At 72.2% G+C, this 12,881-nt stretch carries 10 protein-coding genes; 7 read left to right on the plus strand and 3 right to left on the minus strand.

Translation table 11 applies throughout. From position 1 onward, the window contains the following. Positions 1-30: 30 nt before the first annotated feature. The 3 genes from N5875_RS34275 (at position 31) to N5875_RS34285 (ending at position 2,682) form a co-directional block, all read left to right on the plus strand. Positions 31-837, plus strand: coding sequence for a phosphosulfolactate synthase (locus tag N5875_RS34275; RefSeq protein ID WP_318206373.1), 807 nt, complete (start codon positions 31-33; stop codon positions 835-837). Further along, positions 834-1,877 (plus strand): ornithine cyclodeaminase family protein, encoded by a 1,044-nt coding sequence (locus tag N5875_RS34280; protein WP_318206372.1) that lies wholly within the window; start codon positions 834-836, stop codon positions 1,875-1,877. The genes N5875_RS34275 and N5875_RS34280 overlap by 4 nt, the downstream gene beginning before the upstream one ends. An 82-nt stretch (positions 1,878-1,959) precedes the next feature. Continuing rightward, positions 1,960-2,682, plus strand: coding sequence for a 2-phosphosulfolactate phosphatase (locus N5875_RS34285; RefSeq protein ID WP_318206371.1), 723 nt, complete (start codon positions 1,960-1,962; stop codon positions 2,680-2,682). Between the two features lie 58 nt (positions 2,683-2,740). Here the strand turns inward: N5875_RS34285 and N5875_RS34290 are convergent, their stop codons facing one another. Continuing rightward, positions 2,741-3,643: a GNAT family N-acetyltransferase gene (locus N5875_RS34290; RefSeq protein ID WP_318206370.1), complete on the minus strand. Its 903-nt coding sequence runs from the start codon at positions 3,641-3,643 to the stop codon at positions 2,741-2,743. Positions 3,644-3,991: 348 nt separating this feature from the next. Between N5875_RS34290 and N5875_RS34295 the strand changes: the two genes are divergently transcribed. Continuing rightward, entirely contained in the window at positions 3,992-6,205 is a 2,214-nt protein-coding gene (locus tag N5875_RS34295; protein ID WP_338498121.1) for a non-ribosomal peptide synthetase, read from the plus strand. Positions 6,206-6,343: 138 nt separating this feature from the next. Here N5875_RS34295 and N5875_RS34300 read toward each other — a convergent pair whose 3' ends face one another. Both N5875_RS34300 and N5875_RS34305 read right to left on the minus strand, forming a co-directional pair. Next, positions 6,344-7,369, minus strand: coding sequence for a LacI family DNA-binding transcriptional regulator (locus tag N5875_RS34300; protein WP_318206368.1), 1,026 nt, complete (start codon positions 7,367-7,369; stop codon positions 6,344-6,346). 136 nt (positions 7,370-7,505) lie between these two features. Beyond that, a complete protein-coding gene (locus N5875_RS34305; RefSeq protein WP_318206367.1) occupies positions 7,506-7,826 on the minus strand; it encodes an L-rhamnose mutarotase in 321 nt (106 codons plus the stop codon). A 328-nt stretch (positions 7,827-8,154) separates the two neighbouring features. On the opposite strand from N5875_RS34305, the gene rhaI reads away from it, so the two are divergent. Genes rhaI through N5875_RS34320 form a run of 3 tightly spaced genes read left to right on the plus strand, consistent with a single transcriptional unit; the run spans position 8,155 to position 12,854 of the window. Then, positions 8,155-9,315, plus strand: coding sequence for an L-rhamnose isomerase (rhaI, locus tag N5875_RS34310; protein WP_318206366.1), 1,161 nt, complete (start codon positions 8,155-8,157; stop codon positions 9,313-9,315). Between the two features lie 51 nt (positions 9,316-9,366). Next, on the plus strand, positions 9,367-11,412 hold the full coding sequence (locus N5875_RS34315) for a bifunctional aldolase/short-chain dehydrogenase (protein WP_338498123.1): 2,046 nt from the start codon (positions 9,367-9,369) through the stop codon (positions 11,410-11,412). Continuing rightward, positions 11,409-12,854, plus strand: coding sequence for a rhamnulokinase family protein (locus tag N5875_RS34320; RefSeq protein ID WP_338498125.1), 1,446 nt, complete (start codon positions 11,409-11,411; stop codon positions 12,852-12,854). Before N5875_RS34315 ends, N5875_RS34320 begins: the two co-directional genes overlap by 4 nt. The last annotated feature ends 27 nt before the right edge of the window (positions 12,855-12,881 follow it).

Below are 12,881 nucleotides of genomic sequence, written 5' to 3' on the forward strand. Positions count from 1 at the left end.
TCGACGCAACAACATCAGGAGGACGACTACATGGCGGACAGCTTGTCGAGCGGGTACCTGCGGGAACTCGGGGTGGCCGAGCCCCCCGCGCTGACCTCTCCCTTCGACCCGGGGGAGGCCCCGCTCCTGCTGGAGAGCCATCTCCAGCAGAGTGCGGGGCTCATGGAGCGCCTCAAGCTCTCGATGTCGTGCTGGATCATCGCCGACTACGACGCCACCCGGTCCAAGATCGCGACGGCGCGGAAGCACGGCGTGCCGACCGTCGCCGGCGGCGGACCGTTCGAGATCGCCGCGGCCCACGACAAGGTCGCCCCCTACCTCGAACTGTGCGCCGAGACCGGATTCGACCGCATCGAGGTCAGCCAGGGATTCGTCAGGTCCCCGCTCGACGCGCGGCGGATCGTCGCCGAGGCGAACGCCCTCGGACTCGAAGTCCAGTACGAGCTCGGCTCGAAGCACACCGGGTCGTTCGACGCGGCGGCCGTCGAGGAACTGCTGGCGGAGGGCCGGACCTGGCGTGACGCGGGCGCGGTGGACCTGGTGATCGAAGCTCGCGAGGACGCGCGGGACGTCGGGCTCTTCGACGAACGGCAGCAGCTCCACGCGGGCTTCGCCGACCGCTTCGTCGAGGTCTGGGGACTGGAGGGCCTCTGCTTCGAAGCCCCCACGAAGCGCAGCCAGTTCGCGCTGCTCGACCACTTCGGGGCCGGGGTCCGCCTGTCCAACGTCCGGCTGGCGGAGGTACTCCGCGTCGAGACGTACCGGCGCGGACTGCACTCCGACGCCTACCGCAACGAGAAGCTCCGCCCGGGGCTGCCGGAGGTGGCCCCGCGATGACCGACACGGGAATGGAGTACCTCGGCTCGGCGGACGTCGACCGGGCGCTCGACGGCATCGACGTGGTGGAGACGGCGGCGGAGGTACTGCGACTGCACGCCGCCGGCCTCGTGCGGACACCCGCCAAGGCGTTCCTCCAGTGGCCGGCCGAGGAGGGTGCCGCGCGCACGCTCAACATGCCCTCGTGGCTGGGCAGGCCCGAAGGCCACCTGGTCGGCACCAAGATCATCAACGGGAATCCCGCCAACGCCCGCCTCGGGTTGCGCCGGGCCGAGGGCCTGATCCTGCTGTTCGACCCCGAGACCGGTCACGTCCGCACCATGATGCAGGCGGCACGTATCTCCGCGCTGCGCACGGCGGCCGTCACCGCCGTCGCCGTCGAGCACCTGAGCGCGGGACCGCCGCGCACCCTGGCGGTCATCGGCGCGGGAACTCTGGCCGAGGTCCATCTGGAGGTGCTCGTTCCGCGGCTGGGGGAGCTGCGACGGCTCGTGATCCACGACCACGACCCGCGGCGCGCCGAGAAGCTCGCGGCCCACGCGGCCGGAGCCTGGGCGGGACGCGGCGTCGACTGCTCGACGGCGTCAGGGGCGGAGGAGGCGGTCGCCGGGGCGGACGTCGTCGTCACGCTCACGACGACCGACGAGGGCTACATCCGGTACGGCTGGCTGAAGAAGGGCAGCGTCCTCGTCAACGTCTCTCTCGACGACCCGCTCCCGGAGGTGTTCCTCGCCGCGGACGCCCTCGTCGTCGACGAGTGGGGACTCATCACGGCCGACCGGCGGCGCATCCTCGGCAAGCTGCACCGGGCGGGGCGGATCGCCGAGCAGGGCGGGCCGGGTGCCCCGGCACTCGGCGAGGGCCGCGCGGTCACCGCCCACCTCGGCGAGGTTGTCGCCGGCACACGGCCGGCGCGCACCCACGAGCACGACATCGTGCTGGTGAACCCGATCGGGATGTCCGCCCAGGACATGGCGCTGGCCGCCAAGGTGGCCCAGCGGGCCCAAGCCCTGGGGCTCGGCAGCGTCCTTCCCCGCTAGGGCCTGTCTTTCGGATCATGCCGGGCTCGCACGGGGCGCCCTGGGCCCCGGACACACCCGGAAACGCGAGAGGAACGGACAGTTGAGCACCGGTCTGGAACTGTGCGACCCGTGGGAGCTGGAACTGCTCGGCGACGGAGCACCGGTCACCGGCGTGGTGGTGGTGGACCTGTTCCGGGCCACCTCCACCCTGCGCAGCCTGGTGGAGCACGGCCATGAGACGGAGATCCTGGCCACGCCGGAGGAGGCCGCCGAGGCCCTGCGGCGCGGGCGCCGGTGTCTGGGGGAGTGGCACGGGGCCGTCCTGGACGGCTTCGTCTGCGGGAACTCCCCCACCCGGGTACGGGACCTGCCCGTCACGGGTACCCCGCTGTCCTTCCTGTCCTCCAACGGCGCACGGGCACTCACGCAGGCCGCCCGGGTGGCGGACACCGTGCTGACGGGTGACCTGGCCAACCTCGACGCGCTGGCCGCCACCGTCGCGCGCGGAGGCCGGTGGCTCTGCGTCCCGGCGGGGTGCCGTGGCGAGCGCCGGACGGAGGACGACTTCGTCTGCGTCGAGCTCGCCCGACGCCTCCCCGGGGCCGTCGGACCGCGCCTCGCGCGCCTGTGCCGCTCGCTGGACGGCGTCACGGTGGACGACCTGGCGCACGGCCCCTCCGCCGAGTGGCTCGTCCGGCACGAGCAGACGGGAGCGGACGACCTCGCGTTCATCCTCGCCCAGCGGCCCGACTCGCCCGTCCTTCCGTACTACGACGGGAAACTGCTCCGTCGGTACCCGGACCGGCCCGGCCCGGAGGGCTGACGGGGAACGCGGTCCGCGGCGCCCGGGCCCGGGCTGTGCTCCGGGCCGGGCGCCGGGATCAGACCAGGTCGATCCGGTGCTGTGTGACCGGGTAGCCGGCGCGCACGAAGGTCTCCGCCATGGGGGTGTTGGAGCGGTCGGTGCCCGCCGTGACGACCTCCGCGCCCTCGGCGGCGAGGAAGTGCGTCGCCTCCGCGAGCAGGTCGTACGCGTAGCCGTGGCCACGCTGTTCGGGGACCACCCCCACGTAACCGATCAGTGGGGCCGCGTAGTTGCGGCACGGCGCGACGAGACCGACGAGTTCACCGTCGGACGTGTGGGCGAGCCGCCACCAGGACCGGGGGCTCGGCATCCAGCGCAGATAGTCCAGCTGCTCCTGGGCAGCGGCGTCGATGCCGGACTCCTCGACGGTACGGAGCACCTGGGTGTCCAGGGAACCGAGGTGGACGCGCCGGAACACCTCCAGGATCACCGCGTCGTCCGGCTCGGGAGTGAACGTCAGCCGGTCCGGACGCGGCGGCAGCCCGCAGTCGGGCGTCCACCGGTAGTGGTTCCGCTCGCCCTGCTCCACGAGCCCGGCGGCCGACGCCGCCGCGATCCGGACCTCGGCCTCGGCCCGTACCGCCGGATCCTCCCGCCAGCCCGGGGGGAGTTTGAGCATGTACTGCGCGCGAAGCGGTACCGTGCGCAGGAGTTCGGTCGCGTCCTCGGCGTCGGTGAAGTCGAACCAGTCGAGCGAGGCGGGCTGCGTGTCCTCGGGGCCACCCCACCACGCGGCGCGGGCGACCACCGTGCCCTCGCGCAGCGCCACCCAGACCCATTCGGGCCGGTACTCGCCCCGCGCGGCCATGTCGGCGAAGGTGTCGCCGAAGGCGCCGAAGCCCACGAGCGTGGACGCGGGCATGGAGTCGAAGAGGTGCAGTTCGTCCTCGGCGAGGTGCCGGATCAGAAGGTCGTTCATACCGTCACGGGCTCCCAAAGTGCGGTGTGCGCACGGGCATCAGCTCTTCACGCGCGACGCGGTGCCAGTGCCGGATGCTCTCGTGCGCTCTCGTGTGTTCTCACACAAGGCTAGGAGAACGCGGGCCCGACGGCCGCTCCTCGGGGGTAGGGGAGTCTCCTGACTGCCCCGCTGTGGTGGCGCGCCGGTATATCAGGGAGGGAAGAGGGAGCACCGGAACCAGAGGGCAAGCGGGAGGAGCACCATGACGAGCGGCGTACTGAGGGGCGGAGGTCGCCAGTGGGCGACGATCTGAGGCGTACTGCTCCGGCAGCGCCGGAAGCGGCGCCGTCAGCGGCGGAAGCCCTGGTGGCCGCGGCCGTTGTCCTCCACCGGCACACGCTCCGCGACTCGGTGCTGGTCGGTCACCACGAGGACGGCCTTCTCCGGGGCGTCCGCACTCTGGACCTGTCGGACGACCCGTCCACCGAGGAACTGCTGAGGGCGATACGGGCATCCGAAGCCGACGGCGACGGTACGGAGGACGCCGATGTGGTGCTCCGGACCGAACGCGCGGCGCCCGGCGCGGACGAGGCCGCCTCATCCGGCGAGGGCGTCTCCGTGGCTGTCGACGGCCTCGGCACCGTGCGGATCCGCGGACCGCGCGCCTTCCCGGCCGACGACGTGCGGAACCAGCTGAGGCGGGCCGTCCTGGCGGGCCGCGCGCACCCGCGGCTTCCCGTCTCCGCCCTACCCCTGGCCTCGGACGCGGACACGGAGCTCGTACGGGCCTGGGGCGGCGACGGCGTACCCGCGGCCCCACCGCGCACTCTTCCGGAGCTGGTCGGCGCGTGGGCGGCCGACTCCCCCGAGGCGGTCGCCGTCTCGGGGAAGGCCGGCAAGCTGAGCTACGCGCAACTGGATCACGCTGCCGACCAGTTGGCCCGGCGTCTCGTCGCCGCCGGGGCCGGGCCCGAGCGGGTGGTCGGCGTGCTGGCCGAGCGCTCGCCGCGCCTGATCGTCGCCCTGCTCGCCGTCCTCAAGGCGGGGGCGGCCTATCTGTACCTGGACCCCCAGTCGCCGCCGGCGCGGCGGACAGGTGAACTGGCCGACGCCGCCGTCTCGTTGGTGGTCGTCGACGAGGACCCGTCCGGCTGGACGCTCCCGGACGGTGTGACGGCCATGCCGCTGGCGGAGCTCGACGGCACCGGACACGAGGACGGCACGCCGTCCGTCGAGCTCCCCGCGCCGGACCCGGCCGACCTCGCCTACGTGAGCTACACCTCGGGCTCCACGGGCAGGCCCAAGCCGGTCGGCGTGCCGCACGCCGCGGTGTCCCGGCTCGTCCACTCGCCCGACTGGGCCCGGTTCGAGCCCACCGATGTCTTCCTGCAGACGGCGCCCGTGGCCTTCGACGCCTCGGTCCTGGAGATCTGGGGCGCCCTGGCCAACGGGGCCGAACTGGTCCTCCCGCCGACCGGCAGGGTCGAGGTGGACCGGCTCGCCGAACTGGTCGTGGAGGCGTCGGTGACCGTGCTGTGGCTGACCGCGGGGCTGTTCCAGCGGTTCGCGTCCGAGCACGTCGACAGCCTGCGCGGGGTCCGGCAGCTGATCACCGGCGGAGACGTGGTCCCGCCGGCCGCCGTGGAGCGGGTGCTCGCGGAGCACCCCGACCTGACCGTCATCAACGGCTACGGGCCGACGGAGAACACGACCTTCACCACGTGCGCCACGCTCGGCGCCGAGGACCTCACGAGCTCCGTGCCCATCGGGCGTCCCATCGGCGGAACCCGCGTGCTGCTGCTCGACTCCCACCTGCGGCCCGTCCCGGTGGGAGTGGCCGGCGAGCTGTACGCGGCGGGAGCCGGTCTGGCGCGCGGCTACCTGGGCCGTCCCGGCGCCACCGCGGAGCGTTTCGTCCCCGACCCCACCGGGGGACGGCCCGGCGCGCGCCTCTACCGGACCGGCGACCTGGCCCGCTGGCGCCCCGATGGATCCCTCGACTTCCTCGGGCGGGCCGACCGGCAGGTCAAGGTGAACGGCTACCGGGTGGAGCCGGGGGAGATCGAGACGGCCCTCACGGACCACCCCGCGGTACGGGCGGCGGCCGTGATCGCCGGCCCCGGGCCCGGGGGCGGCAACCGTCTGGTCGCCTACGCCGTCCCCGAGGACGCCGGACAGGACGCCCGTTCGCTGGAACGGGAGTTGAAGCGCCACCTGCGCGAGGTGCTGCCGCCCTCGTACGTACCCTCGTGGATCATGGTGCTCCCGGAGCTCCCGCTGACCGCCAACGGCAAGGTGGACCGGAACGCGCTGCCGGAGACCGACCGGCTGCCGCGCGCCGCCATGAACGACTACGTCGCGCCCCGGACCCCGGAGGAACGGCTGATGTGCGATCTGTGGGCGGAAGTGCTCGGCGTCGAGGACGTCGGGATCGAGGACGACTTCTTCGAGCTGGGAGGGCATTCGCTGACCGCCGCGGAACTCCTGGTCGTCGTCCAGCGGGAAACCGGCCGCGAACTGTCGGCCCGCACCCTCTATCTCAGCCCGACCGTCGCCGAGCTGACCGAACTCGGGGACTAGCACTGCAGCAGGACTCGCTGCCTGACCTGGGGAACGTCGGGCGGTGGGAGTGTGGCGGGCAGAGTGCTGTCACGGACGGCTGCTGCCCGCCGCCCCCCCGAAGGAGTGCCTCCTGTTCGCCGCGGGGGCAGCGGCCGCTCAACGCGTCGGCGGGCTGGAGCGCCGTACCACCAGCTCGGGCTGGAGTACGACCCGGCGGTGCTCGTGCGGGGTCGCTTCGCCTTCCGCTTCGATCTCTCTCAGGAGCAGTTCGGCGGCCAGGGCGCCCATGGTGACGGCGGGCTGGCGGACCGAGGTGAGGGGGACGGTCGCGGCGGCGGCGAACTCGATGTCGTCGTAGCCGACGATCGCCATGTCGTCGGGGACGCTGATGCCGGCGTCGTACATGGCCTGCAGGACGCCGAGGGCGAGCAGGTCGTTGGCGCAGAACACGGCGGTCGGCCGGTCCGCGAGGCCGAGCAGGCGGCTGCCTGCGTCGCGGCCTGCGGCGACGTCGAGGCGCTCGGTGGGGAGCTCACGGAGGGCGTCGTGACCGAGTCCGGCCGCGGTGAGGGCGGTGAGGGCGCCGCTGCGCCGGTCGCGTACCTGGTTGAGGTCGGGCGGGCCGCTGATGTAGGCGATCGAGCGGTGTCCGGCTTCGATCAGGTGACGCACGGCGAGGGCGCCACCGGCGACGTCGTCGACGGAGACCGAGCACTCGGAGCTGCCTTCGGCCACGCGGTCGACGAGCACGAAGGGAATCTTGTGGCGGCGGAAGTCCTCGATGGTGCGGCCGGTGGCGTCGGCGGGGGTGAGGAGTACGCCGCGCACGCGCTGCTCGGCGAAGAGGGACAGGTACTCGGCTTCCTCGGCCGGGCTCTGGGCGGTGTTGCACACCATGACACCGAGCCCGGCGGCGCGGGCCGCGCGTTCCGCGCCGCGTGCGATGTCCACGAAGAACGGGTTGCCCATGTCGTGGACGAGCAGGCCCATCATGCGGCTGCGGCCGGCCCGCAGCTGCCGGGCCGACTCGCTGCGGACGTAGCCGAGGCGGTCTATCTCGGCCCGGACCCGGGCCAGGGTGTGAGGAGAGACCTGTTCCGGCCGGTTGATCACGTTCGAGACCGTGCCCACGGACACGCCGGCGGCGCGTGCGATGTCCTTGATACCCACTGACCGGGTCATCGGACTGGAACCTCCCGGTGTGTGGAGCCACGGTGTCCTCAGGTTACCCGCGGGGTCCGATGCCCCTCCGTCGCGGCGCCGGGCGGGGCAGTGCCGGCGACGCCGCGACGGAGGGCGGCGGACCCATGAGGCCGGGTCAGGAAAGGTGGAACACCTCCGTCAGGGGCTTCATGGCCTCATCGGGGCGCTGCCCGTCCAGGGCTTCGAAGAGGCCGGCCATCTCCGCCTGCCAGCGGGCGTTGACCTCGGTGGCTTCCATGGCAGCCACGGCTGCCGGGAAGTCCTCGGTCTCGAGGTAGCCGACGAGCAGTCCGTTCTCACTGAGGAAGAGCGAGTAGTTGTGCCAGCCGCTCGCCGAGAGGGCGTCGAGCATCTCGGGCCAGACGTCGGCGTGGCGCTCGCGGTACTCGGCGAGCCGGTCCTGGCGGACCTTGAGCAGGAAGCAGACGCGTTGCATGGAGGCCGTCCCTGAAGCAGGCAGTCGGATCAGAAACCACGCTGGGGGAGCCGCCGCAGCGTTGTGAAAGGTTTCAAAGGGGTTTGCCGGGACATTAAGCATTCCGGTCGCATCGCGTCAATGGTCTGAGCTGCGCAATCTCGGGCTGCTCGCAGTCATAGCAGGGTCCGTACAGCCGAAGGTCGCGGCGGGGGTTGACACCCTCGGTGAACGCTCCTAGCTTCCTTCTTGAATCGTTTCAGAACATGATCGTCGTCGTGTGGATCTCGCCGTCCACCTCGTCGGAACCGCCGCCCATGCCCTTTCAGACCCCTGTAGGAGCCCTGAAGTGACCGACCTCGCCGCGGTGAAGACCGCGCTCAGGAGCCAGGCCGTCGAGACGCCGTCGTGGGCGTACGGGAATTCGGGGACCCGTTTCAAGGTCTTCGCCCAGGAGGGGGTGCCCCGCACCCCCCAGGAGAAGCTGGCCGACGCCGCCAAGGTGCACGAGCTCACCGGCGTGGCCCCGACCGTCTCCCTGCACATCCCCTGGGACAGGGTCGACGACTACGCGGCCCTCGCGAAGTGCGCCGTCGAGCGCGGCGTGAAGCTGGGAGCGATCAACTCCAACACCTTCCAGGACGACGACTACAAGCTGGGCAGCATCTGCCATCCCGACGCGGCGGTACGCCGTAAGGCCGTCGATCATCTCCTCGAGTGCGTCGACATCCTGGACGCGACCGGATCGCGGGACCTGAAGCTCTGGTTCGCCGACGGTACGAACTACCCGGGCCAGGACGACATCCGCGAGCGGCAGGACCGGCTCGCCGAAGGCCTCGCCGAGGTCTACGGGCGCCTCGGCGACGACCAGCGGATGCTGCTCGAGTACAAGTTCTTCGAGCCGGCCTTCTACACCACCGACGTGCCGGACTGGGGCACCGCCTACGCCCACTGCCTCAAGCTCGGTGACAAGGCGCAGGTCGTCGTCGACACCGGCCACCACGCGCCCGGCACCAACATCGAGTTCATCGTCGCCACGCTGCTGCGGGAGGACAAGCTCGGCGCGTTCGACTTCAACTCGCGGTTCTACGCCGACGACGACCTGATGGTGGGCTCCGCCGACCCGTTCCAGCTCTTCCGGATCATGTACGAGGTGATCCGCGGCGGCGGACTCGGCTCCGACGTCGCGTTCATGCTCGACCAGTGCCACAACATCGAGGCCAAGATCCCGGCGATCATCCGCTCGGTGATGAACGTGCAGGAGGCGACGGCCAAGGCGCTGCTCGTCGACCGGTCCGCGCTCGCCGCCGCGCAGCGGGAGGGCGACGTGCTCGCCGCGAACGCCGTGCTCATGGACGCCTACAACACCGACGTACGGCCCCTGCTCGCCGAAGTCCGCGAGGAGATGGGCATCGACGCGGACCCGATCGCCGCGTACCGCCGCTCCGGATGGCAGGAGCGGATCGCCGCCGAGCGCGTCGGCGGTGCCCAGGCCGGCTGGGGTGCCTGAGCCCCGAACCGTACGAGACACCCCACCGCACCCACCCGCAAGGACACCCACATGGCTCCCTCGCTCCACCCCGAAGCGGCCGCTCTGCTCGCCCGCTCCAACCGACTCGGCGCCGATCCCCGCACCACCAACTACGCCGGCGGCAACACGTCCGCCAAGGGCACCGAGCCCGACCCCGTGACCGGCGGAGACGTCGAGCTGATGTGGGTCAAGGGCTCGGGCGGCGACCTCGGCACGCTCACGGAGTCCGGTCTCGCCGTGCTCCGCCTCGACCGGCTCCGCGCCCTCGTCGGCGTCTACCCGGGCGTCGAGCGCGAGGACGAGATGGTCGCCGCGTTCGACTACTGCCTGCACGGCAAGGGCGGGGCCGCTCCGTCCATCGACACCGCCATGCACGGCCTGGTCGACGCCGCCCACGTGGATCATCTGCACCCCGACTCCGGGATCGCGCTCGCCTGCGCGGCCGACGGGGAGAAGCTGACCGCCGAGTGCTTCGGCGACACCGTGGTGTGGGTGCCGTGGCGGCGCCCCGGCTTCCAGCTCGGCCTCGACATCGCCGCCGTGAAGGAGGCCAACCCGCAGGCCATCGGCTGCGTCCTCGGCGGACACGGGGTCACGGCCTGGGGCGACACGGCCGAGGAGTGCGAGCGGAACTCGCTGCTCATCATCCGGACCGCGGAGAGCTTCCTCGCCGAGCGCGGCCGCCCCGAGCCCTTCGGTCCCCTCCTCGACGGGTACGAGGCGCTGCCCGAGACCGAACGCCGCGACCGGGCCGCCGCCCTCGCGCCGCACATCCGGGCCATCGCCTCGCAGGACCGGCCGCAGGTCGGCCACTTCGACGACTCCGCCGCCGTCCTCGACTTCGTCGCCCGCGCGGAGCACCCTCGGCTCGCCGCGCTCGGCACCTCCTGCCCGGACCACTTCCTGCGGACCAAGGTCCGGCCGCTCGTCCTCGATCTGCCGCCGACCACTCCGGTCGACCAGGCCGTCGCGCGGCTGCACGAGCTGCACGCCGAGTACCGCGAGGAGTACCAGGGGTACTACGACCGGCACGCGGACGCCGACTCGCCCGCGATCCGCGGCGCCGACCCGGCCATCGTGCTCGTCCCGGGCGTGGGCATGTTCTCCTTCGGCAAGGACAAGCAGACCGCGCGGGTGGCCGGCGAGTTCTACGTCAACGCGATCAACGTGATGCGGGGCGCCGAAGCGGTGTCGACGTACGCGCCGATCGAGGAGTCGGAGAAGTTCCGCATCGAGTACTGGGCCCTTGAGGAGGCCAAGCTCCAGCGGATGCCGAAGCCCAAGGCGCTCGCGACCCGCGTCGCGCTGGTCACCGGTGCCGGCAGCGGCATCGGCAAGGCCATCGCGCAGCGGCTCGTCACCGAGGGCGCCTGTGTCGTCGTCGCCGATCTCAACGCTTCGAGCGCGGTGGCCGTCGCCGAGGAGCTCGGCGGGCCCGACAAGGCCGTGGCCGTGACCGTGGACGTCACCTCCGAGCAGCAGATCGCCGAGGCGTTCAAGGCGGCCGCACTGGCCTTCGGCGGCGTCGACCTCGTCGTCAACAACGCGGGCATCTCCATCTCCAAGCCGCTCCTGGAGACCTCGGCACGCGACTGGGACCTCCAGCACGACATCATGGCCCGCGGCTCGTTCCTCGTCTCCCGCGAGGCGGCCCGCATCATGATCGAGCAGGGCCTCGGCGGCGACATCGTCTCCATCGCGTCGAAGAACGCGGTGTTCGCAGGACCCAACAACATCGCCTACTCCGCGACCAAGGCCGACCAGGCCCACCAGGTGCGGCTCCTCGCCGCCGAGCTCGGAGAGCACGGCATCCGCGTCAACGGCGTCAACCCGGACGGTGTGGTGCGCGGCTCGGGCATCTTCGCCGCCGGCTGGGGTGCGCAGCGTGCGGCGACGTACGGCATCGAGGAGGAGAAGCTCGGCGAGTTCTACGCCCAGCGCACCATCCTCAAGCGCGAGGTGCTGCCCGAGCACGTCGCGAACGCCGTGTTCGCGCTGACCGGCGGCGAGCTGACCCACACCACCGGCCTTCTCGTCCCGGTCGACGCGGGCGTCGCCGCCGCCTTCCTGCGATGAACGGTCGTACGAAGGCGTTCGCCGCGGTCGACCTCGGCGCGTCCAGCGGGCGCGTCATGGTCGGCCACGTCGGGCCGGAAACCCTCCACGTCTCCGTGGCGCACCGCTTCCCCAACCGGCCCGTCCGCCTGCCCGAAGGCCTGCGGTGGGACATCCTCGGGCTGTACGCGGGTGTGCTCGACGGCCTGCGTGCCGCCGGCCAGGTCGACTCCGTCGGCATCGACAGCTGGGCCGTCGACTACGGCCTGCTCGACGGCGACGGGGCGCTGCTGGGCAACCCGGTGCACTACCGCGACACCCGCACGGAGGGCGTCGCGGAGAAGGCGTGGACGACCGTGCCGGCCGCCGAGCTGTACGCGGCGACCGGCATCCAGTACGCCCCGTTCAACACCCTCTATCAGCTCACGGCGGCCCGCGAGACCAGTCAACTCGCATGCGCCGAACGACTGTTGCTGATCCCCGACCTGATCTCGTACTGGCTCACCGGTGAGCAGGGCACCGAGCTGACCAACGCCTCCACCACCCAGCTCGTGGATCCCCGGACGCGCGACTGGTCCTACGACACGGCCGCCCGCCTGGGCATCGACCTGGAGCTGTTCGCCCCGCTGCGGCAGCCGGGCGATCCGGCCGGGCTGCTGCGGCCGGAGGTGCTGAAGGAGACGGGGCTCCAGGGACCGGTGCCGGTGACGGCCGTGGGCTCGCACGACACGGCCTCCGCGGTGGCCGCCGTCCCCGCGACCGAGCGGAACTTCGCGTACATCTGCACGGGCACCTGGTCCCTGGCCGGCCTGGAGCTGGACGCGCCCGTGCTGACCGAGGCCGGCCGCGCCGCCAACTTCACCAACGAGCTGGGCATCGACGGCACGGTCCGCTACCTGCGCAACATCATGGGTCTGTGGCTGCTCCAGGAGTGCATGCGCGACTGGGGCCTGGCCGATGTCGTCCCCCTGCTGCGCGAGGCCGCCCGGGTGCCGGGCCTCCCCGCGGTGGTGGACGCGGCCGACCCGGTGTTCCTGGCCCCCGGCGGCATGCCACAGCGCATCCAGGCGGCGTGCCGTGCCACCGGCCGGCCCGTCCCGGAGACGCCGGCCGAGATCACCCGGTGCATCCTCGACTCCCTCGCCCTCGCTCACCGCAAGGCGATCGAGGACGCGCAGCGACTCGCCGACCGCCCGGCCGACGTGGTCCACATCGTCGGCGGCGGCGCCCGCAACGCGCTGCTGTGCCAACTGACCGCCGACGCCTGCGGACTGCCGGTCGTCGCCGGACCGGCCGAATCCGCGGTCCTCGGCAACGTCCTGGTGCAGGCGCGCGCCCACGGCGTGGTCGGGGATCTCGCCTCGATGCGCGGCCTGCTGGCCCGTACCCGGTCGCTGACCACTTACGAGCCCCGGGGCGACCGGGCAGAGTGGGACGCGGCGGCCCGGCGGATCGCCCGCTGACGCCACCCCCTGAACACTCAGGGTGGG

Source organism: Streptomyces sp. SJL17-4, assembly GCF_036826855.1.
Taxonomy (GTDB): domain Bacteria; phylum Actinomycetota; class Actinomycetes; order Streptomycetales; family Streptomycetaceae; genus Streptomyces.